Source organism: Neolewinella antarctica, assembly GCF_011927835.1.
In the GTDB taxonomy this organism is placed as follows: domain Bacteria; phylum Bacteroidota; class Bacteroidia; order Chitinophagales; family Saprospiraceae; genus Neolewinella; species Neolewinella antarctica.
In genome coordinates this window covers 115169-137808 of the sequence record NZ_JAATJH010000009.1, presented here as the reverse complement: position 1 = coordinate 137808, position 22640 = coordinate 115169, and the positions used below count along the sequence as shown (strand labels likewise).

General features: G+C 55.0%; 17 protein-coding genes and 1 tRNA gene. 6 read left to right on the top strand and 12 right to left on the bottom strand.

Annotated features, from left to right (window positions below):
• Window positions 1–659: 659 nt before the first annotated feature.
• Window positions 660–2249, bottom strand: a complete 1590-nt coding sequence (locus GGR27_RS18435) for a hypothetical protein (protein WP_168040090.1) — start codon at window positions 2247–2249, stop codon at window positions 660–662.
• Between the two features lie 348 nt (window positions 2250–2597).
• Between GGR27_RS18435 and GGR27_RS18430 the strand changes: the two genes are divergently transcribed.
• Window positions 2598–2671, top strand: a tRNA-Glu gene (locus GGR27_RS18430).
• 204 nt (window positions 2672–2875) lie between these two features.
• Here the strand turns inward: GGR27_RS18430 and frr are convergent.
• The 3 genes from frr to serS all read right to left on the bottom strand — a co-directional run bounded on the left by frr (window position 2876) and on the right by serS (window position 6161).
• On the bottom strand, window positions 2876–3439 hold the full coding sequence (frr, locus tag GGR27_RS18425; protein WP_168040088.1) for a ribosome recycling factor: 564 nt from the start codon (window positions 3437–3439) through the stop codon (window positions 2876–2878).
• A 678-nt stretch (window positions 3440–4117) separates the two neighbouring features.
• Entirely contained in the window at window positions 4118–4819 is a 702-nt protein-coding gene (locus GGR27_RS18420; protein ID WP_168040086.1) for a zinc metallopeptidase, read from the bottom strand.
• Between the two features lie 61 nt (window positions 4820–4880).
• A complete protein-coding gene (gene serS, locus GGR27_RS18415; RefSeq protein ID WP_168040084.1) occupies window positions 4881–6161 on the bottom strand; it encodes a serine--tRNA ligase in 1281 nt (426 codons plus the stop codon).
• 479 nt (window positions 6162–6640) lie between these two features.
• Between serS and rho the strand changes: the two genes are divergently transcribed.
• The 3 genes from rho to GGR27_RS18400 all read left to right on the top strand — a co-directional run bounded on the left by rho (window position 6641) and on the right by GGR27_RS18400 (window position 10981).
• Window positions 6641–8914: a transcription termination factor Rho gene (gene rho, locus GGR27_RS18410; protein WP_168040082.1), complete on the top strand. Its 2274-nt coding sequence runs from the start codon at window positions 6641–6643 to the stop codon at window positions 8912–8914.
• Window positions 8915–9060: 146 nt separating this feature from the next.
• Window positions 9061–10092, top strand: coding sequence for a radical SAM/SPASM domain-containing protein (locus GGR27_RS18405; RefSeq protein ID WP_168040080.1), 1032 nt, complete (start codon window positions 9061–9063; stop codon window positions 10090–10092).
• 103 nt (window positions 10093–10195) lie between these two features.
• Window positions 10196–10981: a DUF6503 family protein gene (locus tag GGR27_RS18400; RefSeq protein WP_168040078.1), complete on the top strand. Its 786-nt coding sequence runs from the start codon at window positions 10196–10198 to the stop codon at window positions 10979–10981.
• Window positions 10982–11036: 55 nt separating this feature from the next.
• On the opposite strand, the gene rsmG is transcribed toward GGR27_RS18400, so the two are convergent.
• The 8 genes from rsmG to GGR27_RS18360 all read right to left on the bottom strand — a co-directional run bounded on the left by rsmG (window position 11037) and on the right by GGR27_RS18360 (window position 20200).
• A complete protein-coding gene (rsmG, locus tag GGR27_RS18395) occupies window positions 11037–11699 on the bottom strand; it encodes a 16S rRNA (guanine(527)-N(7))-methyltransferase RsmG (RefSeq protein WP_168040076.1) in 663 nt (220 codons plus the stop codon).
• A gap of 15 nt (window positions 11700–11714) precedes the next feature.
• Window positions 11715–12407: an RluA family pseudouridine synthase gene (locus GGR27_RS18390; RefSeq protein ID WP_168040074.1), complete on the bottom strand. Its 693-nt coding sequence runs from the start codon at window positions 12405–12407 to the stop codon at window positions 11715–11717.
• Window positions 12408–12485: 78 nt separating this feature from the next.
• The gene (locus tag GGR27_RS18385; protein ID WP_168040072.1) at window positions 12486–12695 is read right to left on the bottom strand and encodes a hypothetical protein; all 210 of its coding nucleotides are present in this window, start codon (window positions 12693–12695) and stop codon (window positions 12486–12488) included.
• 257 nt (window positions 12696–12952) lie between these two features.
• Window positions 12953–13612 (bottom strand): CBS domain-containing protein, encoded by a 660-nt coding sequence (locus GGR27_RS18380; protein ID WP_168040070.1) that lies wholly within the window; start codon window positions 13610–13612, stop codon window positions 12953–12955.
• A 67-nt stretch (window positions 13613–13679) separates the two neighbouring features.
• Window positions 13680–14561: an NINE protein gene (locus tag GGR27_RS19910; RefSeq protein WP_209037998.1), complete on the bottom strand. Its 882-nt coding sequence runs from the start codon at window positions 14559–14561 to the stop codon at window positions 13680–13682.
• Between the two features lie 73 nt (window positions 14562–14634).
• Entirely contained in the window at window positions 14635–15885 is a 1251-nt protein-coding gene (locus GGR27_RS18370; RefSeq protein ID WP_168040068.1) for a PP2C family protein-serine/threonine phosphatase, read from the bottom strand.
• Between the two features lie 146 nt (window positions 15886–16031).
• Window positions 16032–17444: a mechanosensitive ion channel family protein gene (locus GGR27_RS18365; RefSeq protein WP_168040066.1), complete on the bottom strand. Its 1413-nt coding sequence runs from the start codon at window positions 17442–17444 to the stop codon at window positions 16032–16034.
• A 98-nt stretch (window positions 17445–17542) separates the two neighbouring features.
• On the bottom strand, window positions 17543–20200 hold the full coding sequence (locus GGR27_RS18360; RefSeq protein ID WP_168040064.1) for a choice-of-anchor L domain-containing protein: 2658 nt from the start codon (window positions 20198–20200) through the stop codon (window positions 17543–17545).
• Between the two features lie 246 nt (window positions 20201–20446).
• Between GGR27_RS18360 and GGR27_RS18355 the strand changes: the two genes are divergently transcribed.
• Complete coding sequence (locus tag GGR27_RS18355; RefSeq protein WP_245184752.1) at window positions 20447–20851, top strand: hypothetical protein; 405 nt, start codon at window positions 20447–20449, stop codon at window positions 20849–20851.
• Between the two features lie 211 nt (window positions 20852–21062).
• Window positions 21063–22478, top strand: a complete 1416-nt coding sequence (gene gndA / locus GGR27_RS18350) for an NADP-dependent phosphogluconate dehydrogenase (RefSeq protein WP_168040062.1) — start codon at window positions 21063–21065, stop codon at window positions 22476–22478.
• The last annotated feature ends 162 nt before the right edge of the window (window positions 22479–22640 follow it).

Sequence of the window (22640 nt, the reverse complement as noted above, 5' to 3'; positions counted from 1 at the left end):
CCTACACCCGCAGTTAATTAAAAAAGTGTGGCCGGAGGTGGTTAACTTCGGACTACGTACGGCCCGAGCAGCCTAAAAACCTCCCCGGACCATTGATTCAGAACAATCATATGCTGAAAGTACTGGTGATTGCTGGACATAACACGTAGGGATGTTCAGTTTTTAGCGATCTAATTTTTGTTTGCATTGCGCCTGAAACCAGATTTCTGGCCAATCTTGAAGAACTTCGGGTGAAAGTTGGACCGTATAGATGGATCATAGGTACGTAAATTTGCCACCCCCCAGTTTGAGAAGCGTACGGTATTTTGCAAACCGGCCAAGTTTGAACAGATAAGGAATCTAGTAACGCTTCCCTATCGATCACTACTTCCTGTTCAGGGTTAAGAAAATGAGTTTCTATGTTCCCGATCGTCCCGTCGTTACCCACGACAATCGACAGTATCCACTCGATCTCCTTGAACACTGGCTTTTCATTAGCTAAATCAAAGAGACTTTCACCACTATAGGATCTATATATTATCGTGGATATTTGATCGCCCATGCAAGTAGAATCCGCCCAAAAGTTTTCGAAGCTTTTCCAGTAGTTAGTGGAATCTACTTGAGCAGAAACAGAAACGTTAAACAAAAAAATAGCGCCGAATAAGATTAGGGATTTCATACTATGGACATCTTAAATAGTTATAAGAATTAATGGTCGAGTTAGTCGCTCTGCAATTTGCGGCCGCTAGTGTCCCTGATATTCTGTTTTTTAGCGCCTGATTACCCATGTTTTCGTACAACCCGGTTCCTTCTAACCCAGCCCAACTAAGGTCTTCAGCTGTTTCGGATGAAAGATTAGGATTGTATCCTCGAAGTATACCTGCTATTTCGGCAACGTAGTCAGCAGCCATGGCGAAATGGTGGGCATCTCCACTGTTACCAAAGTAAGGATGCTCATTGATTACAATATTCCCGTCTCTGGCATAAATATAGTCGTAGTATGCATGAATAGTCTCGTGCACTATGGTAGACAATATGAGATCTTTTGAGCAACCACTGTGGTTAGGATCTGTGCTTAGTGTTATTTCCGCGTAGAAGGACTGAAGCGAGACAGGAGTACCTGCTCCCCCCCCGATTGACGGCACATTGGTGATTGCATAATTTGATCCAGTGTAACCGGCCTTGAATGTCAAGCTTATTTTTGGGTTATTGTCCCCAAATATATCGGTTATCTTCTGTCTCAAATCGTGTTTCAGATCAGTATAATCATCTAAAACTGACCTTGCACACGGAATTAATGATAGGGATGGGTCAAAAACTATTTGATCGGGAATATTATTTATCCAATTAAGTGTTACCCCATCAGCTTCTATGCAATCCTCTATGCTTGGGTTGCATTTTTCATCAGTTCTGATTGAAATACCGCTTTCATCGTCTTGCCCCCCGCCCCCACCTCCGTTTTGGCCTTCATCATCACCATGATCTCCACCCCCGCCGCAGTCTTCATTGAATTCAACATAGAACGTTTCACAATCAGAATATAAATAGTATTCATCCTGTGCCCCACCAAATATATGCCAGCAATTAGTGATTGATGTACCCGGATAAGCTACTTCCGTTAAGCATTTTCGTAAGGATTGGCCTGTATTTCCGTCAGACAAGTACTTACCCATTGAATCATCAGCAAGATTAAATAGTGATTGACGTTCTCTTATAAATACTTTGGCCGCTGCTTGTCGAGTTAATCCAACTTTAGTAAAAGAGTTTTCATTCGCATCAGGCTCATTATATTTCACCATGGTTGCCACCTCGTCGTACAAAACATAATTAAAATGAAAATTACCAGAATTCAACTCTTCCGTTATCATCAAAAATGCGTTTACTTCGTTCGATTCAGGAGATATGAACGGAAGTACGTACTGTTTGATAGATCCCTTTTTAATTATATGCTGATCTACATAACCCCATGCTGGCAGGCACATTTCAGTCTTACTTCTTGGTCCTGCCTGGGAGTTCCAAAACTCTGACATTTTTATCTTAAAATCCGGATTATTCAATAAATCGGACTTACTACTCTCGTCGTGATTTACTAAAAAACTATTATTATTAGTTACGCAATCATCTAATATACAACTTTTGAGAATCAACTTTTCACTACCGTCTGACTCACACCCAATAATAGTGACGATAAGTATTATAGCTAACAATGTGTGTTTAGCTATTTTTGAGAGTTGATTAGTATTGCTATGACTGCGTTGGATATGGTCCACAAATCTAAGTTACTACCCAAATTCCATAGTTCCAAGTTAGAGTATATGTTTCTCACGCCACGCCAGCAGAATAATTCACCAGACAAAAATCAGCAAAGCATAACTAATCGATCTACAAAGCGCACTTAATGCACCAAGCACCAAACAAGCTGCCATACGGGTGATGTTATTGTTAACACCGAACAGTGTTTTAGGTCATATCTCAACAGTGTAACATCTACACTTGCTACCTTCCTCTCTATTCAGAACATCACCTTCCGCCCCATTAGCCAGATGTGATACTGTACCCCACCCCATGGAAAGTATCCCTCGCTATCTCACTAATGGCGGGCCGCTTTATATTTATGTGCTCCGGCAACCAAACTGGTTAAGGCAGCACACTTTCACTGTGGCAATTGCGAGTTCAATTCTCGTCCGGAGTACTGTTCGTAGGCTCCTATTATTAGGGAGGCTGGATTGTGATTCCAGTTGCTGTAGATTCGAATTCCACTACGCACCCCAATTTTGAAATCAAAATGTTTAGGCGGACTATCTATCGTTTGACTATAGATTCACCTCACGATGCACAAAAAAGGCCTTACCCGGAAATCAGATGAGGCCTTTTACGGAATCAGCAAAGTGAACTTCTACAAAGTCATAACCTCCTTCTCCTTATTCTCCACGTGCTGCTCAATCTTCTTATTATACCCATTCACCCACTCCTGGACTTCCTCCTCCTTCCGCTTACCAGCGTCCTCGGGGTACCCCGTCTTAACTTCACTCTTAATCGCCTCCATCGCATCCCGCCGAATATTACGGACGACAATCTTTTCATCTTCCCCGGCCGCGCGGACTTGCTTGGCGAGTTGCTTGCGCCGTTCTTCCGTCAACGGCGGAATGTTGATGCGGATGAGTTCGCCGTCGTTCTGTGGCGTCACGCCGAGGTTGGCTTCGAAGATGGCACGCTCGATGTCGCCGATGGCGGATTTGTCGAAGGGTTGGATGGTGAGCGTGCGGGAGTCAGCGGTGTTGACGTTGCCGACTTGCTGGAGGGGCGTCGGGGCACCGTAGTACTTTACCATCAGGCCATTGAGCATGGCCGGGCTGGCTTTGCCGGTGCGGATCTTTAGTAGTTCGGATTCGAGGTGGGTGATGGCCTCGTCCATCAGCATTTTGGCTTCTTCGAGGTGTTCGCTTAGTAGTTCGCTCATGATCTTGGGATTTCTTGGGGGTGTAAATATAGGTTGTTGTGGGAAGATGCTTGTTAGTGGTTCAGCGTGTTTGGTGGTAGAGTTCATGATAGTTTACTAAGCGTATTTACACGAAGGCACCAGAATGAAGCCCCCGAGCTAATCTAGATGCCCATCAGGATTTGGCACGCGCAAGTTTACTAACTGTGATTTTATGAATTTCAGTAAGTGTCATCATTAGGCTGCCTAAAATTATCGGTACTTGTTAACCGTCCCTTGAGCCTGGCCAATGTTTTGGTGCTTGGAAGGCGTGAAGAAATCCGTACTGTTTGAGCCGCCACAAACTATGTACCAAGAGCACGAATTGATGTTACCGATAAGCGAAATCCTGAAACACGAATTAGAGGGCGAGTTTACGGATTTTAGCCCTCCAAGCGCCAAAACATTGATCAGCCAGGCTCAAAGGACAAGAATTTTGCTCCTTTTCTTCCGAAAAGGAGGGCAGGACGGGCAGAAATGAAAGCAATGTGAGGATATGTATATACCGTAGCACTCCAAAAAAAAGTATAGAACAAATATTTCGAATCGATCTATGATAGTGACTACTCAGTATAATCACTTCTAATATTTAGGTGAAGAGCCAAACACTCTTTGCACCTCTCTAAACAACCCGGCACCCGCGTCCGCGCCCAAACCTAACTACCGCCTTGACTGCGACCGCAAAATCAACCAAAACAAAATCGTCAACGCCGAAAGCGCCGAAACAACGTACGTCATCGCCGCCCACCAGAGCGCGTCTTTGGCACCTTCGACCTCGACGTCACTAGCCAGATTCGAGCTTTCCAACCAGGCCAATGCCCGCTTGCTCGCGTCAAACTCCACCGGCAGAGTTACCACCGCGAAAAGGGCCGTGATGGCGAACGCGACGATGGTGATTTGCAGGATGAGCCCCCCGCCAAAACCACCGGCAATCCCACCAACGGCGAACATCAGCAAAATACCCTGCGCCCGGCTCGCGAGCTGCACGACCGGCACCATCTTACTCCGAAAAGCCAACCATTTGTACGCCTCGGCGTGCTGCACGACGTGACCGCATTCGTGCGCCGCCACGGCCGCCGACGAAATGCTTCGCCCCTGATATACTTCCGGGCTAAGCGAAACGGTTTTGGTTTGCGGGTTATAGTGGTCACTCAGAAAACCCTTGCCCATCACGATCTGGACGTCGTTAATGTTGTAGTCGTCCATCATCTTTTGTGCCACTTCCGCGCCGCTGAGGCCGCCGGCCATGGGGATGCGCGCGTAGTGTTTGAACTTGCTTTTCAACCGTGCGCTGGCCAGCGCGCCGATGCCGGCGAAAACCATGGTGATGATGATGTAGATACCGTAGCCGCCTGAGAACATTTGTTATTATTTAGTCTGTAGTCTGTGGTAGAGTAAGGACTATAGACCACGGACTATAGACCTAGATTTTTTCCAGCTTTGCTTTACCCACGTAAGTGTGCAACACCTCAGGTAATAGAATCCCATCCGGCGTCTGGTTGTTCTCTAACAGGGCGGCGATGATGCGGGGCAGGGCGAGTGCGGAGCCGTTGAGCGTGTGCGTCAGCTCGGTCTTCTTGTCTTCCCGATAGCGCAGTTTGAGGCGGTTACTCTGGTAGGTTTCGAAGTTAGAAACGGAGCTGACTTCGAGCCAGCGTTCCTGGGCGGCGCTCCAGACTTCGAAGTCGTAGGTCATCGCGCTGGTGAAGCCCATGTCGCCGCCGCAGAGGCGCAGGATGCGGAAAGGAAGGCCGAGGTCGGTGAGTAGTTTTCCGACGTGGGCGACCATCGCGTCGAGGCGTTCGTAGCTGGTGGCGGGGTCGGCGAGTTCGACGATCTCGACCTTGTCGAACTGGTGCACGCGGTTGAGGCCGCGGACGTGGGCGCCGTAGCTGCCAGCTTCGCGGCGGAAGCAGGGCGTGTAGCCGGTGAGCTTGAGGGGGAGGTCGGCCTTGTCGACGATCTCGCCGCGGTAAAGGTTCGTGAGGGGGACTTCGGAAGTGGGGATGAGGTAAAGATCGTCGCCGGTGACGTGGTACATCTGGCCTTCTTTGTCGGGTAGTTGGCCGGTGGCGCGGGCGGATTCTTCGTTGACGAGCAGGGGCAGCTGGTGCTCGACGTAGCCGGCATCGGTGTTGCTGTCGAGGAACAAGTTGACGAGGCTGCGGGCGAGGCGCGCGCCCTGGCCGGTGAAGACGGGGAAGCCGGCGCCGGTGGTTCTCACGCCAAGTTCGAGGCTGAAAATGCCGTATTCGTCGGCGAGCTCCCAGTGGGGTTTTGCGCCGTCGGGGAGGGTGGGCAGGTCGCCCGCGAAAGCCTTGAATACCTCGTTATCCTTTTCGTCGTGGCCCTTTACGACGAGTCCGTGGGGCACGTTCGGGACGGCCAATAACGCGTTCTCCAGGTCTGTATCCACCGTGGCGGCTTCCGTCTGGAGGGTTTCAATTTCTTCCTTAAGACCCTTTACTTGCTCGCGTTTGGCGGTTGCCTCGTCCTTTTTACCGGTTTTGAAAAGCTGCCCGATCTCGCCGCTCAGGGTGTTGCGTTCGGCGAGGAGGGCATCGGCTTTGGTTTGGAGGTCTTTACGCCGGTCGTCGAGGGCGATGATGTCGGCGATGGCGATTTCCGCGTCGGGGAAGTAGCGTTTGGCGAGGCCGGTGGTGATGCGGTCGGTTTCGTTGCGGAGGGTGTTTACTTCTAGCATTTGAATATTTTATGGGGCGCGGTCGCAGGTGCAGTGTAAGGTTGAGGGCATCCTGCCCGAACGTACTTGCGGTAGCGCTGCCGCGAGTACGTTCGGGCAGGATGCCCTCAACCTTTGGGTGTCGCAACAAATCGGAAGCGCCGGACGTTGCACCGGTGCGGATTCAAAGGCAAAGGTAAGCAGCCGTTTTGATCGTACGCACGTGTACCTTACTGAATAATGCTTACATTTGCCGTCAAGGGCTTCATCTGCCCCGCCGCTGATCGCTACGTTCTGTAGCCGTTGGCAAATTTAAACCCACAAGGCTGTTCTTCTGCGCTCCGGTACTTTGTTACCTGATTTCGTTTTTAGCGCTTTTTCTCTGGACCCCCACGACAGCCCTACCCTTCCTCCCGCCGCGCCCGATCCTTTAACCAATTTCCCAGCCACGCGGCACTCCCCCCAACCTTTCTCATACCGTACCCACACACCATCCACTAATGTTAAGCATCGCGCAACTCAAGGCCATGCTGGTACCCGAACTACGGGACCTGGCCGAAAACATGGGATTATCATCCTACAAAAGACTCAACAAACAGGACCTCATCCTGAAGATCCTGGACCAACAAGCCGTCCAGGGCACCAGCACCGCCAACGAACCACCCGCCGCGTCCGATACCGACCGCGTCCCTAACCGCCGTGCCGCCGCGATCGCTAAGAAAGCCGCCGAAGCAGAAAACGCTAAGTCGGATAGCGAGTCAGACGAGCAGGCCGAAGAAAAAACGGCAAAGCCCACCCGTGGCCGGGGTCGTTCTTCCCGCAAAGATTCCAACGAAGGAGACAAGCCATCCCGCCAGAGCCGCGGTTCGCGCAGCGACGGTAATGGCAACGAATCTGAAAGCGAAGACAAGCCTACCCGCAGCCGCGGCCGAGGACGCAACTCTAGCGAAGAAGACAACAAAGAAGAGAAATCAGAAAATACCTCCAGCCGTGGTCGTGGACGCGGACGCAACTCCCAGGACGACAAGACCAGTGACGACAAGCAGGAAAACTCCCGTAGCCGCGGACGTGGGCGGGGCCGTAACCAACAGGACGACGCCAAAGAAACTGACGACAAAGAAACTGCCGACAAAAACACCGGCAACCGCTCCGGCGACGACAAGGCGGAAGAGCAGCAGGAGAACACGCGCAGCCGCGGACGCGGACGGTCCCGCAACCAGCAAGAAGACGACCAGAGTGAAAACACGCGCGGTCGCGGCCGTAGCAGAGGCCGTGGCGACAACAACGATGAGGAGTCCGACGGCAAGGATGACCAAAACGACCGGAGCAACAATGATCGCAGCCGCGGACGCGGACGGGCCAACACGCAGGAACCCGAAGTAGACGCCGCCTACGAGGCACGTTACGCTAACCGGGGCCGTGGCGAAAACCGCGACGAACTCCCCCCACGGGGCCGCTATTCCGACCGCAACCGGGGTAACGATAAGCAAACCGAAGACCGCGACGGCAGCAATGCTAACGACAAGAGCAGCGGAAACGATCGGAACAACAGCAACAGTAACCGCAACGACGACCGTAGCACCAGCAACAACCGCAACGATCGCGGTAGCCGCAATAGCCGGTCGCAAACCCAGCGCCAACCCGAGTACAAGCTCGACGGCTTAGTCACCTCTTCCGGTATTCTGGAGATGATGCCCGACGGTTACGGTTTCCTCCGTTCCAGCGACTACAATTACTTGACCAGCCCAGACGACGTCCACGTCAGCCAGCAGCAGGTCAAGCAGTTCGGTTTGCGGACGGGCGACCTCGTGCGCGGCCCCGTCAAACCACCGAAGGAAGGCGATAAGTACTTCTCCCTCCTCGCGATAGAAAAGATCAACGGTCTGGAACCCAGCGTCATCCGTGACCGGGTACCCTTTGACTACCTCACCGCCCAGTTCCCGACCGAGAAGTTTACGCTCTCCGGCCGCCCGGACGGTAAGGACTATGGCATGCGCCTCATCGACTTGTTTACGCCGATCGGTAAAGGTCAGCGTGGCTTGATCGTCGCCCAACCGAAATCCGGTAAGACCTTCCTCCTGAAGGACGTCGCCAACGCCATCGCCAAGAACCACCCCGAAACCTACCTGATCGTTCTCCTCGTCGACGAGCGCCCGGAAGAAGTAACGGACATGAAACGGAGCGTCAACGCCGAAGTAGTCGCCTCGACCTTTGACGAGCCGGCGGACAACCACGTGCGCGTGGCCAACGTCGTGCTGGAAAAAGCTAAGCGGATGGTCGAATGTGGCCACGACGTTTGTATTCTCCTGGATTCAATCACCCGTCTGGCACGGGCTTACAACACCGTCCAACCTAGCTCCGGTAAGGTGCTTTCCGGTGGTGTCGAAGCCAATGCCCTGCAGAAGCCGAAGAAATTCTTCGGTGCCGCGCGGAATATCGACGGTGGTGGTTCGCTAACGATCCTGGCCACGGCCCTGATCGACACCGGCTCCAAGATGGACCAGGTGATCTTCGAAGAATTCAAGGGCACGGGTAACATGGAGCTCCAGTTGGATCGCTTCCTGGCCAACAAACGGATGTACCCCTCCATCGACTTCACCAAGTCCAGCACGCGCCGTGATGACCTATTGTTGGAGCGTGAAGTGCTGCAGCGGATGTTCGTCCTCCGCAACCACCTGGCGGACATGAAGCCGGAAGAAGCCTTCCAGTTCCTGATGCGCCACATGCAGTCTACGCGGAATAATGGTGAGTTTATGGCTTCCATGAATTCGTAATCGCTTTGCTTGATATGCGATATTCGATTAGCTTCGCTGTACTTCGTGCTCTCGATATATGATATGCGATTTAGCTGCCGCACGTAAGAGCGGCAGCTAAATCGCATATCGAGAATCACATATCGCATATCGCATATCCCTTAACCATGAGCTCTCTCTACCTAAAAGACACCTTAAACTTCCTCGGCAACCTAACGCCTAAGCGTGTAATAAACGCCACCAAAGTGACCGCGAGTTACTACGCCACCCGCTGGCTAAACAAGCCCGTCGTCTGGGGCAAACCCTTCACGGTCAGTTTCGAACCGACGACGGCCTGTAACCTGCGCTGCCCGGAGTGCCCGAGTGGCCTGCGGGAATTTACCCGCCCGACCGGGAACCTGAAGGCGGACTTTTTCCGCCGCACGATGGACGACATCGCCGACCAGCTGCTCTACCTGATCTTCTACTTCCAGGGCGAGCCCTACATCAATCCGAATTTCCTGGACATGGTGAAAGAAGCCAGCGACCGGGGCGTTTATACGATCACCTCTACGAACGGCCATTTCCTGAACGATAAAAACGCCAAACGGACCATCGAGAGTGGTCTGGACCGGCTCATCATCAGCGTGGACGGCACGACGCAAGAAGTGTACGAACAGTACCGAAAAGAAGGTAAACTAGAGAGTGTACTGCAGGGCGCGCGTAATTTGGTAAAGTGGAAAAAGGAGCTCGATTCACCGACGCCGCATTTGATCTTTCAATTCTTGGTCGTAAAGCCGAACGAGCACCAGATGGAGGACGTCGTCAAATTGGCCGACGAGATCGGTGTGGACGAAGTGAAGTTCAAGTCCGCGCAGTTGTACGATTACAAGAACGGTAACCCGCTAATGCCGGACAACGAAAAACACGCCCGGTACTACAAGAAAGAAGACGGCACGTACGAAGTCAAGAACAAGCTGCAAAACCACTGCTGGAAGCTCTGGCACTCCTGCGTCATCACTTGGGACGGACTCGTCGCGCCCTGCTGTTTTGACAAGGACGTTACCCACCGCCTCGGCGACGTGAAGGAGGAGAACCTCAACAAAGTCTGGGAAGGAGCCGCGTATGATGACTTCCGCACGAAACTGCTCAAGGGGCGGTCGGAGATCGACATCTGCAAAAATTGCACGGAGGGGTGCGAGGTTTGGTTGATGGATTAAAGCCCCCACGCCGGGTGTCGCATGCAGACACGCCCTGCCCTCGGTTAAAAACTTAGCGGATTGGCTAAGCGTAGTTGTAGCACACGCAACTAATTACCTCTTTATGTACCAACTCTTGCCTATCCTCTTCGCGCTTCTCACCTTACCCTGCACTCCCGATAGCTATCGGGACCGCGCTCAATCCGCCAGTAACGAACGAGCAAAAGCAATCATTGACCGGATGGTACAAACCACCGGCGGAATGCAGGGCCTGCATGCCCTCAAAGACGTTGAATATAAATACACGTACGGCAGCAACACCAGCACGGAACGCTATATTTTTGACGGCGAGATCAGTTACGGGCAGTCAACGAACGGCGAAGGACAAAAGCAGCAGCAGTATTTCGACGGCGAGACCGCTACCGTCTGGCTCGACGGCAAGAAAACCGCGGATGCGGATGCCCTGAAATCCGCCCTTTTCACTCGCAAAACCAATTTCTACTGGCTTACGATGATGCAAAAACTCGCCGACCCCGGGCTGATCTACGATTACGCGGGCACGCGCAACTACGAAGGGGTCGACTACGACCTCGTCGACGTGACTTTCAACGACGGCGTCGGGGTAGCCAAAGATCGCTACCTACTCTACGTTAACCCGCACACCCACCTCGTCGACCAGTTTTTGTTCACCGTCATGGCCTTCGACCGCGCAACGCCGATCATGATGAAGTACACTTACGACACCTTTGCGGGCGGCGTGAAATTGCCCGTCGTCAGTCAGTCTCACTCCGCGCTGAACTGGGAAGGCGAACTCGATCCGGAAGCGAAATGGGGCGCACGCTGGCGGACGGATTTTAAGTTCAACAATGGGTTTACTAAAAACAATATTCACCCAAACGGTAGCAAATAGTCCTTTACCCGTTTACCGACGTCGTACCCTCACTGGAAGATGGTGATTTCGAAAGTCAGTACTGCAAATAGATAACCGCCTTCGCCTCGTAGAAGTCCACGCCCGGAAAAATATCCTTAATCGGGAATTCCTCCAGATAGGACTTCTTCGGTAGAGCTTTCATCTCTTCCTCCAGGCCCACTCCCTTCAACGCCAAAATGCCGTTTGGCAGCGCGTGCCGCTGCTTCTTGGTGATCAGCCGCATGCTCCACTCCGATATCTTCTCCATCCGCGCCACCGCCCGGGTAACCACGAAATCGTAGACGGGTTTCTTGAGCTCCTCAGCCCGTTTCTGCTCTGCCTTCACGTTCGTCAGCCCCAAACCTTCGATGACTTCGTTACAGACCCGCACCTTTTTGGCGATGCCGTCGATGAGGTGAAACTCCGTTTCCGGGAAAAGAATGGCCAGGGGAATACCGGGGAATCCACCGCCCGTGCCCAGGTCGAGAATTTTGGCCCCGGGAAGAAAGCGAACGACCTTGGCGATGGCCAGCGAATGCAGGATGTGGTTGGGGTACAGGTTATCGATGTCCTTGCGGCTAATGACGTTGATCTTGGCGTTCCAGTCGCGGTAAAGGCCGTCCAGTTTGGCAAATTGGTCTTTTTGTTGATCCGTGAGTTCCGGGAAAAATTTATGGACGATCTCGGCCGTCAGGGCGCTGGTCGGTTCGGTGGGCATCGGTGGAGGGCTTAGTTATTTGTCAACGAGGATGGACTGAAAGGCTTCCCACACGGGGGTAGCGGGCGCGGGCGCGGTGTGCGTCACTCGCTCGCCAGTAACGGGGTGGTCGTAGCTGAAGGAGGCCCCGTGGAGGTCGATCGTGCCGTCCTCGTTACTGCGTTTAAAGCCGTATTTCTTGTCCCCCCGGATCGGGCTACCGATGGCGGCCAGTTGGCTACGAATCTGGTGCTTTCGCCCCGTCTTGAGTTTTACTTCGAGCAGGTGGTACCGATCGCTGGAACCCAGGTAGCGATAACTGAGGCGGGCTTCGCGGGAGTTGGTGCCCGGCTCCAAACTAGCGGCGGAGCGGTTGCCGGGTGCGTTGGAAAGATGGTGCACCAGTTCGGCCTCGTCTGCTTCCGGGCGGTCGGCTACGACGGCTAGGTAAATCTTCTCCACACTACCCTTCTGTAGCTGCTTCGTCAGTGCAGTCTGGGCACTGGGCTTCTGCCCGAGCACCACCACGCCGGAAACGGGCCGGTCGAGCCGGTGGATCAAGTAAAGATCGTGGCGGGCGTAAGCGGCGCCCATGCCGAGTAGGCTCTGGTCGCCGGTCTTGTCGGGCTGGACGTTCAGGCCGGCGGGTTTGTTGAAGGCGATGACCTGATTGTCCTTGTGGAGGATCCAATCGCTGATGCGGCCGGGGAAGCGGGGGGTAGTGGGCATTTAATTATTTTGGTTGCGCGCTGTACGTTGCGGGGGGGGGAACTTACGCGGGGCGATTATTAGACGGTCCGTTACCGCTCACGACTCGCTGTTGCTTTTGATTTCTTCGTAATCGATGTAATCATTCTCGTCTCCCGGTTGTGGCCGGGTGGGGCTGTCGAAGTCAAAGTCCGCATCAACCTCGGGGGGCTGCTGGCCGCCGGATTTGACCTGGGCCTGCGTGGCTTGGTACCACTGGTAGCCGCGGTAGGCGAAGTAGATAAGGGCGATGGTGATGAGGAAATCCATGGGGTAAAGGTAGGTATTCGGTTGATGGTTGTAGGTTGAGGGCTTCTAGCCCGAATGCAACAGCGGTAGCGCTACCGCACGAGCGTTCGGGCTGGAAGCCCTCGACCTAGTGACTCAGCACCCGACCCGCTAGTTATCGGGGGTGTGGTAGCGCTACCACATAGGCGTTCGGGCTAGACCGCCGCAGTCAGCAGCGCAGCTATCCCCTCAACCTAATGGCCTTGCACCCGCGACCGCGCCAATCCCCACAATATCCACTACACGTTTAAATAATTCATCAAACTATCGTACCGCTCCCGCAAAGTATCCTGCAACTGCTTCTCGTTGAAGCTGGCCTTGACGTTGTAATTGTACCGCTCGAAAGTAGCGAGCGTGGCGGCGATGCTCTGGTTGTTGATCTTGACGGTGACTTCGATGCGCGCCGTGTTGTCGAACGTCCGGATGAAACTGCTGAGAATAATTGCCCCTTCGCTTTCGACGATGCGGGCAATTTCGGAGAGGCTGTAATCGTGGCGCCCCATTTCGAGGATCACGATGGAGCCTGGGTCGCGAAAGGAGGAAGTCTCGGCGAAGAACTTGAGCAAATCCTCGTTGGTGATCATGCCGATGTACTGGCCATCGTGCGCGACGACGGGGACCATCGTCAATTTATACTGCACGATAAACTTCATCACGTCGTACACGTGGTCGTCCGGAAAAACGGATGGCGGCTGCAGCGGCAGGCGATAATTCTCCACGGTTTCCAAGGGGTCACCCTCCAGCACGTCGTCTTCGGAGACAACGGCGACCAACTCACCGTCCTTGACGACGGGCAGGTGGCGGAGGTAAAAGTCGTTCATGACCCGCAGCGCGTCGTCTCCGGTGTCGGAGGGCTGCAGGGGAACGATGATGTCGGTAATGAGGGAGTCGGCGGTCAAAATAGTGGTCTTGTGGGGCGGGGGGGGCGTAGGAGAAATTAAGTACGAAATAAGGGGCGGGCCGGGATTAGCCCAGTAGCCGCTGCTTCTGGGTGGTAAACTCAACCTCCGTCAACAGGCCTTTTTCCTTGAGCGTCGCCAGGCGTTGGAGTTGGTCGAGCAGGTCGTCGTTGATTTCGGGCAACTGCACCATCTCTTCTTCGGCGATGGGGTTAGCCATCTGTTGTTCTTCTTCGGCACGGTCGGGCGCGAGGCGGAAACCATTCTCGGCAAAATCAGCGAAAGTGGGCTGAACGCGCAGGTAAGCGAAGCTATCGTGGGCCCGGATACGCTCAAAATCCTCGAACCCGAGGCCAACGGCGCGGTCGAGATGGTAAAAAGCTTTATCCGCTTCTTCTTCGCAGGAGTAAGAGGCCGCGAGGTTAAAGTGGGACGCCACGTCGCGTGGGTTCAGCTCCGTTGCTTTTTTAAAGGCAACGATGGCGCGGTCGTATTCAAAATCTTTGAAATACCGCAAGCCCGCCTTCCGCTCGGCCGTCCCGGCGGGAAATTGGTGAGCTGGCGGCGTGGAGTGCGTCGTGGCGGACCGTTCCGGCGAAGGTTGGCGGCGGCTGCCGTACTGTTGCTTTTGCCGACGGTCGCGCTCCCGCAACTCTCGCTGGCGTTGCCGTTCTTGGTAGCGGCGTTCGCGGTCGTTGCGCGGCGCTTCCTGCTGGCCCTGGTAGGCGTTCTGGTTGGTGACGGGGCGGTACTGGTCCTGGTTGTACTTCAGGTCAAACTGATCCTGACTCATCGTGAGAAAGGATATAGCGTCGATCATCCCGAGCAAACCGCCCAGGAAAGGAATGAAGTACAGAAAGGCTAACCCGACCTGCCCCAGGTAGAAGCGGTGGAGGCCGATCCACCCACCAAAAAAAGCCATTACCGCTGCGAGATTCTTATCTTTCATCTTGTGGGGTGGTAACGTTTGGGGGGGCTTTTCGTTTAACCTTTGGCGGTGTTACGGGTGCTCGCCGGCGACGCTAAGAATCATGAAAAATCCGACAAGTCAACACCGTCAAATCATCCGGGTACTCCGTCCCCTGCCGAAACTCGTCCAACCAGCGCCGCAGCCGGTCGTTGAAGTTCTTGGCGGAAAGGCCATGCTGGCGGCGACAAAAGTCGTGGAGCAGTGGCTCCTCCAGCGTTTCGCCGGCCGGGTTTTGTAAGTCGGTCAGCCCGTCGGTGTAAGTGACAATGAGAGACTGTTGGGGCAGTTGCACCTTTCCGACCTCCAGCATCGGTAGTTCGTCAATGGAGCCCAGCACGAGCGTGCCCTTGTCGAGTAGCTGGATGCCGTTTTCGGACACCAGGATGGCCGGCGGGTGACCGGCGTTGACGTAGCTGAGGGTGTTGTCCTTGCGGTTGTACTCCGCCACGAAAAAGGTGACGAACCGTTCTCCGTTCGTGATTCGGTACACGGCCGAGTTGATCTCGCGGACAAAGTCATACAGATTCCTACGTTTGTTGATTAGGGTGTGGAAGTTGGCCTGAAAGTTGGCCATCAGCAGCGCCGCGCTGACGCCCTTTCCGGTAAAGTCTCCGATGCAGAAAACCAGCGTGTCTTCGTCCTCGAACTCCGTGTAGTCGAGATAATCCCCCCCTACCCCGAGTTTTGGCTTATAGATCGTGCTGATCTCGTACTCCTCCCGCACGGGAAAGCTGGCCGGAATCAGCATTTGCTGCACCTTCGCCCCCAGGTCCAGGTCGGCTTCCAGGCGTTCCTGCTCGATCTGGCGGCGAAAAAGGCGCTTGTTTTCGATGGCCACCGCGATGACGTTCGTGATCGTCGTGATGATCTGAATGCGCTCGAACATGTCTTCGTCTTCCTCGAAAGTCCCCACCAAAATGTAGGCGATCGGCCGCTCTTTGTGGAGCACGGGGACAATGTGTACGAAGTTGTGCAGAAACGGGTGGGACTTGCCTTGAAGCAGGCCGGACCGGGTGTAAGCACTCAGGGTGGCTCCCATGTCTTCGGTCGGTACGTCAATCCCCCCCAACCCGATGTTGGTCGCCAGGTTCCACTGGTTGTCATCCACGTCGTCGCGTACGAAGAGGGCCATTCGGTGGACGCCGAGTTCGTTGCGCAAGAAGCCGCGGTACATCCCGAAAAGGTCTTCGGCCGCGACGTTGTTGTTGATCGCCTGCGTCATCTGTAACAGCCGCCTCACCTGGAGTTGTCGTAAGTGCAGTTCCCGTTCGAGCTTTTTGGTCCGTTCGAATTCTTCGATCATGGGGGGCAAAGATAGTGTTTGGCCTGGGGTCTTTGGTCTAGGTCCATGGTCTGGGGCCTTATCTAGTGACCTGATGGTTAGGTAGTCTGGTAAGCGTGATGAATTTCTCAATGTCGTCAGACCACAGACCATAAACTTCAGACCGTTTACTCTTCCTCCTTAGCAACACGCTCAAGCAACCCAGCCGGCAGACCCTTGACCCAAAGATCCCGCTGCGGGAACGGCACTTCCACCCCTTTGGCGCGGAAAGCATCGTCGATGGCGAAGCGGATCTCCGATTTGACGCCTTCAATCCTGATGAAATCCCGGGAGTAGAAAAGCAGGTCGAAATCCAGTGAGCTATCGCCAAAATCCAGGAAGAGCACGATGGGTTTGGGGGTTTTGAGGATGCGGGGGTGGTCGTCCGCGACTTGCAGCAAAATTTCTTTCACCAGGGTCGTGTCGGACCCGTAGGCTACGCCCACTTTTACGTGGAACCTGGCGATTCGTGAGACCTGGCTCCAGTTCGTTACGTTCTCACCGATCAGCTTGGAGTTAGGAACGAAAATGATGATATCGTCCCGAGTTTCCAGCACGCTCGTCCGCGCGCCGACTTTACGCACGGTACCGACCTGGTGACCCGACAGTTCCACCACGTCCCCGACTTTAACCGACCGCTCGAAAAGAATGATGACCCCGCAGATAAGGTCGTTGAAAGTCTGCTGCAGACCGATACCGATACCAACCAATAGCGCCGCCGCGCCCGTCCAGATGACCAGCAGGTTAAAACCCATCGCCTGGATGATCAGCAACACGCCGATGAAGTAGATAAAGTAGGTCAGCAACCGGTTGATGGCGAACTGACTACCGGAATCGATTTTGCTGCGGGTGTAATAATTACGCAGGATGAAGCCCGTCAGCACTTTTAAGCCCAGCCGGACGGCAAAAAAGATGGCAGCTGCTTTCAGAATGGTCCCGATGGTGATTTGCCCGGTGACGCCCCGTCCGTCAGTGAAATTATGTAGAGAATAGGCGGCAATTCCCGTATCGATAGCAATGTAACCGAGCGCGATCGTGTACAAAAGTGGACGTAGCGAAGAAAAGCTATCCGCCACCCCTTCGTGGTCCGTGCCGGCATCGGTTTCCTGGCCGTCTTTCGCAATTCTATTATAGTAGCTCTGCACGAGCACCTCCTCCAGCAGCAAGTCCAGTACGTTGGCGATGATGAAGGCCGCCAGGGCTTTGACGAAGGTGGAAATGCGAATCGTCAGGTACACCGGTGGTCCATCGTCCGTCGCCGCTTGCTGAATACCGTCGTCAAAAAAAGTGTAATCGATCCCCAACCGGCGGAGGACGGCAATCACGAAAAGGCTGACCAGCACGAAACGAACCACGCGCCGCGTCCGGTTCTTATTTTGGTCCGTCGTTACTTCCCGGTTGTAGTACCACTTGAACAGTTGCTCGTTCAGTAAATACCCCACGAGGTACAGGCCGACGGCCGTCAACCCGATTAGTGCTAGGTCGTAAAGCGTCACCGGAAAACCGGCCAGGTCGAATTCAATGTCGCGTAAAGATTCCATGCGGGGCGGCGGGGTGAGAGGGAAAGCACCGTGAGCGGGCTACGCGAAGGTAAAGTAATCACGGCGTTAGGTGAGCTAAGTTTTGGGGCCACGGGGGTTTAACTTCCGTTCATCAGTACCACCGTGCCTCTTTTCGTTTGCACCTCGTCGCTCGTCAGTAGTACCCGCGCTACCCAGACGTAGGTGCCCTTACTGGCCGGCCGGCCGCCGACCAATCCGTCCCAACCCCGGCCGGCGTCGGTCGGTGCGTAGTTGTTATCTTGCCAGACGAGCCCGCCCCAACGGGTGTACACCTCGAAGCTAATTACCTCCCGAATTTGCGCCGGGTTAGCGAAAACGGTCAGGACGTCGTTCGTCCCGTCGCCGTTCGGTGAAAAGGCCGTCGGCACGTAGACCGGCACCTGGTTGTCGACAATCACCTCCGTCACGACGCTATCCCGGCAACCGTAAATATCCTCCACCACCACGCTGATCGTCTGGCTCTTCGGTACGGCCACCGTCGTTTCCGGGCAATCCGTGCAGTCGAAGACATCCCGGGGTAACCACAGGTAATCGCCTATTTGCTCCGGCGGAACGAGGTATTCTGGTCGCACCCAGACGCTCCCGCCCAGCTCCTGAAAGATGAGATTCGGTAAACGAGCCATTCCCTGGTGCGTCGCCGGCCAGAAAAAATCGGGCTCGACCACCTCACAACCTACCGCATCCCGCACGTAGAGGGTGTACGTATCGCCCGTCTGCAGCAGGTCGAAGCCCGCTTCGTCGAAGTAATTTCGGCCGTCCGTGCTGTACGTGTAGGGTGCCACGCCACCGAGGGCCGTCGGGCGTAAGGGCCCATTCCGTAGGTCTTCACAGTCGATTACCGGCGTAGTAATTGAATCCGGGTCCTGCAGAATAATGTCCCGGTAACTGGTGCAACCGAGCGCATCCGTCACGCGGACGCCGTACGTTCCCGCCCCCAGGTTTCCGTAAGTAAGGTCGGTCGTTGGTAACCCGGCAAATTCGTAAGTGTAAGGGCCGACGGTCGGTGAATGCGCCACCGTGATGAACCCGTCCCCCACGCCCACGCAACTCGGAGGCGTGACGGTGGACGTGATCGAAGGCTCATAGATCGTCACCCGAAACGTAGTATCGAGGGCGGTGGCGCAGGCGGCGTCCCTTATTTCCACGAGCCGGTAGTCTCCCCCCTGAGTGAGCGGCCAGCGTTGTAAGGAGTCTTCCAAAAACTGGTATTCCGCTGCGGCCCCGCCGTCGACCGTGTAGGAGAGCGTAAAGGGAGGCTGGCCCACCAGAAAAAGCTCCAGGTTCAGCTCGTCGTCGCGGCAGCCACGCAAATCCTGGGCCGGCGCAGTCACCGCGGGCGGCGGCACGGCCGTAATGTCCAGGTCACCGGTCGCCACCTGCCCGCAGGCATCCGTCACCGTAACGCTAACGGACGGCGGGAGCGGGGCGGAGAGCGAGGGCCGGGCGTCTACGGAGCCAAAACTCCACCGGTACGCGTAGGGCTCCGCCCCGCCCGTGGGCCGTGCGTCAAGACGTAGGTCCTGGCCGGGGCAGTAGAAAGCTTCCCGGGCCTCAATGACCAGTTCACCCGGTTCCGTGATGACGATTTCTACGGAATCCGAGTAGCAGGCGCAGGGGACGTCCAGAATCAGGAAGACGCGTTCCGGTCCCTCCGTTCGATCATCCGCCAGGGCGGTGACCGGGAGAAGCGCAAAATCCTCCCCGGCGGGAATGGTGATCGTGCCGTCGCCGGTGGTAAAATCGACGCCCGGGGTGGCCCCGGAACGGGTGTCGATGCGGTAGGCAATCGTCTGAGCGAAGCGGGCGTCACTGTCCGCGCCGCGCTGGACGCGCACGTTGGCTGGCGCGCAACCTTCGTAGACGACGATCGGTTCGGCGTCACCGGCTTCGTTTTCCAGGCTGACGCTGCCGCCGACGTTAAAACTTCCGGCTTCCAGGAAGACGGCGGAATCCCACTTACCGTCCTGCACGTCCGCGATGACCATGCGCAGGTGGTAGGTTTCGCAGACTTGCAGTTCCACCGTCGCGGTGAGGATGACGGTCTGGCCGTCGTATTCGATTAGGCTGAAGCGTGGCCCGACGCTGGAGGTGCCGCCGCAGTTGCGGGAATTACGAACGGAGGGGAATTCATTGTCGAGGTAGAAATCTTTATTGTCCCGAAAATTTACGGTGTTGATGGATACCAGGTCATCGGTTCCGGGAATCGTGGCGAGGTTGATCGCCCGCTTGTTGAAGGGGCCGTTGATGCCGGGCCCGCTGACGAAAAACCCGAAAAGATCATTGAAGGCCCGGCCCACAAAATCGCAGTATTCTTCCGAAGCGAACACGTAGCGGAAAGTAACGACGGGGGAAAGGGGGACGAAATCGAACTCGATGCCGGCCCGGTCGAAGGTCGTTTCGGTCGAGACGAAGCCCAGGTCTTCGTCGATTGTGTAGTCTTCGTCGAAGCGGAAGCCGACGTCGGAAGCCGTGTTCGGGCCGGGGGCGGAGCTGGCTTTGCCCGTGGAAATGATGATTCCTTTATCGAAGCCGACGCTACTTTCCCCGCCGTCGAAAAAGCCGATGGCGGCGGGATTATTGCCGATGCGCTCGACGTTGGTGATCGACTCGCACTGGCCGGAAACGAAGACTTCCCGGACGAGGCGTTCGGCGGCGTAATCGTCATCCACCCGCAGCGTCTGGGCGGTGAGGGCGCAGGAAATAGGGAGTAAAAAGAGGAAAAAAATCAGCCGCATGCGCGTGGGTGAAAGAAAAATAAAAAGTGCTATCGTATAACGGCAAGGTCGGTCAAAATATGCAAACGCCGTGGGGGCTGGTGGCTAGCTCTGCGGGATCGGGCGCGGCCGCGAGGTGCAAGGTTTTTTTTAGCAAAGCAATGTTCTGGGATTACCGAGCTCATGACTTGGTGACCAAATACGCGCTGCTCCTTTCCCAATTCACCCGGCATCCGGCGGCCGCGCAAAAATAGCTATCCGGATATAATGAATAAGCGCCCACCGGCCGCCAAAATCTACCTACTCATTACGCCACACGCACCGGTCGTGCGTTCAGTAAGCTCACCAAGCGCCCGACCAGCCATGCAGACCTTACTCCTGACCATCGTTTGCGTACTCTTCGTCGCCATGCTGGCGGTGAACATCTACTTCCGCGCGAAGGTGCTCCGGGCCTACCGGGTGCTGGTGCAGAATCGCGTAGACTTTACGCCAGGGCAGATCTTCAGCACGGCGCGGGTCGAGGACGAGATCGTGCCGACCTACCCGGGGCAGGCGGAGAGTATCCGCAACTTTAGTCGCTACTTGCAGCTGAGCATCAAGATGACGACGGTGCTAATGGCCTTGATCACGGCTTTTGGGGGGATTTTGATGTGGTTTCGGTACGATTACTAATTTGTGTTCCTAAGATTTCTTAGCCACATAAACACAAAAGCACAGAAAAGAGCTCTTCGGCTACACTGAAGCATCTTTTGTCTATGCTTTTGTGATTTTGTGGCAAAATCTGGTTGCGTAAGATCAGTTAGCTAAATGTCGTGCCTCCACCCCACCGAACCCCGGCGGACTTACTACCTTGTATTGTTATAAATAAAGTTAACACAACAATATGAACCACCAACTATATGATTTTGGCATGATCGGCCTCGGCGTGATGGGCCGTAATTTCTTACTCAACGTCGCCGACGACGGGTTTGCCGCCCTCGGTACGGACATCGACGCCGAATCCGTCACCGCCCTGAACGCGGAAGGTGAGGGCATGAACGTCAAGGGCGTCGGGACGCAAAAAGAATTCGTCTCGTTGCTGAGTAAGCCGCGCAAGATCATGTTGTTGGTGCCGGCCGGAAAGATCGTGGATGCCGTGATCGAAGGCCTGCTGCCCCTGCTCGACGATAACGACATCATCATCGACGGCGGCAACAGCCACTACGACGACACGAACCGCCGTTACGAATACCTGAAAACAAAAAACATTCGCTTCCTCGGCACGGGCGTTTCCGGCGGTGCGGAAGGTGCCCGCCGTGGCCCCAGCATTATGCCCGGTGGCGACAAGTCAGCTTGGAACGACGTGAAGTCCGTGCTGGAAACCGTGGCGGCGAAAGTCAACGGCGAGCCCTGCGTCACTTACATTGGTGAATCCAGCTCCGGCCATTACGTCAAGATGGTCCACAACGGCGTCGAGTACGGCCTGATGCAGCTCATCGCCGAAGCCTATGACATCCTCAAGCGCGCCGGCGGCATGAGCAACGACGACATGAGCGCCCTGTTCGACGAGTGGAACAAGGGCCGCCTGAACAGCTTCCTGGTCGAGATCAGCGCCGACATCCTCAAGCAGCGCGACGACAAGATGGACGGTCACCTGCTCGACCTCATCCTCGACAAGGCCAAGCAAAAGGGCACCGGTAAGTGGACGAGCCAGTCGGCGATGAACCTCGGTGTACCTACCCCGACGATCGACGCGGCCGTGACGATGCGGGGCATTTCCGCCTTCAAGCAGTTCCGCCAGGATACTTCGAAGATGTTTGAGCACGTACACCCCCACGATTCTACGCTGAAGGGTCAAGATTTGGCCGTAGCCGTTGAGAAAGCACTTTACTCCAGCTTCATCATTACCTACGCCCAGGGCATGCACCTGCTGGCCGAGGCGAGTGAAGACCTTAACTATGACCTCGATCTGGAGGGCATTGCCCGCATCTGGCGTGGTGGCTGCATCATCCGGGCGACGCTGCTCGAAAAGATTCGTAAAGCTTACAGCAAGCGGGACGGGCTAAAGAACATGATGGCTACCTCAGAATTCCGCGACGAGTTGTTCGACTGCCGTGACAGTGCCGTGGACGTTATCGCAACCGCCATGCAGCAGGGCATCCCGACGCTCTGTATGTCGTCCGCCCTGAATTACTACGACGCTTTCCGCTCCGAGCGCTTACCACTCAATATGGTGCAGGCGCAGCGGGATTACTTCGGTTCGCATACTTACGAGCGGATCGATCAGGCGGGTATTTTTCATACGGACTGGGGTAAGTAGTTCTACCGCATTTAGCAGACTTGAAACGGCATCGCTTCCTCTGTGGAAGGGGTGCCGTTTCTTTTGTTAAATAGTGCTACACGGAAGTCTTTTTTTAACACAGAAAGCACAAAAACAGCAGAAAAACACAAAAGGGTGCTGGGAAGTAGTATGGCGTTCCCG

Coding starts and splice junctions, on each gene's coding strand:
- frr (WP_168040088.1), bottom strand. CDS start 3,439: ATGAGCGAACTACTAAGCGAACACCTCGAAGAAGCCAAAATGCTGATG.
- GGR27_RS18420 (WP_168040086.1), bottom strand. CDS start 4,819: ATGTTCTCAGGCGGCTACGGTATCTACATCATCATCACCATGGTTTTC.
- serS (WP_168040084.1), bottom strand. CDS start 6,161: ATGCTAGAAGTAAACACCCTCCGCAACGAAACCGACCGCATCACCACC.
- rho (WP_168040082.1), top strand. CDS start 6,641: ATGTTAAGCATCGCGCAACTCAAGGCCATGCTGGTACCCGAACTACGG.
- GGR27_RS18405 (WP_168040080.1), top strand. CDS start 9,061: ATGAGCTCTCTCTACCTAAAAGACACCTTAAACTTCCTCGGCAACCTA.
- GGR27_RS18400 (WP_168040078.1), top strand. CDS start 10,196: ATGTACCAACTCTTGCCTATCCTCTTCGCGCTTCTCACCTTACCCTGC.
- rsmG (WP_168040076.1), bottom strand. CDS start 11,699: ATGCCCACCGAACCGACCAGCGCCCTGACGGCCGAGATCGTCCATAAA.
- GGR27_RS18390 (WP_168040074.1), bottom strand. CDS start 12,407: ATGCCCACTACCCCCCGCTTCCCCGGCCGCATCAGCGATTGGATCCTC.
- GGR27_RS18385 (WP_168040072.1), bottom strand. CDS start 12,695: ATGGATTTCCTCATCACCATCGCCCTTATCTACTTCGCCTACCGCGGC.
- GGR27_RS19910 (WP_209037998.1), bottom strand. CDS start 14,561: ATGAAAGATAAGAATCTCGCAGCGGTAATGGCTTTTTTTGGTGGGTGG.
- GGR27_RS18370 (WP_168040068.1), bottom strand. CDS start 15,885: ATGATCGAAGAATTCGAACGGACCAAAAAGCTCGAACGGGAACTGCAC.
- GGR27_RS18365 (WP_168040066.1), bottom strand. CDS start 17,444: ATGGAATCTTTACGCGACATTGAATTCGACCTGGCCGGTTTTCCGGTG.
- GGR27_RS18360 (WP_168040064.1), bottom strand. CDS start 20,200: ATGCGGCTGATTTTTTTCCTCTTTTTACTCCCTATTTCCTGCGCCCTC.
- GGR27_RS18355 (WP_245184752.1), top strand. CDS start 20,447: ATGAATAAGCGCCCACCGGCCGCCAAAATCTACCTACTCATTACGCCA.
- gndA (WP_168040062.1), top strand. CDS start 21,063: ATGAACCACCAACTATATGATTTTGGCATGATCGGCCTCGGCGTGATG.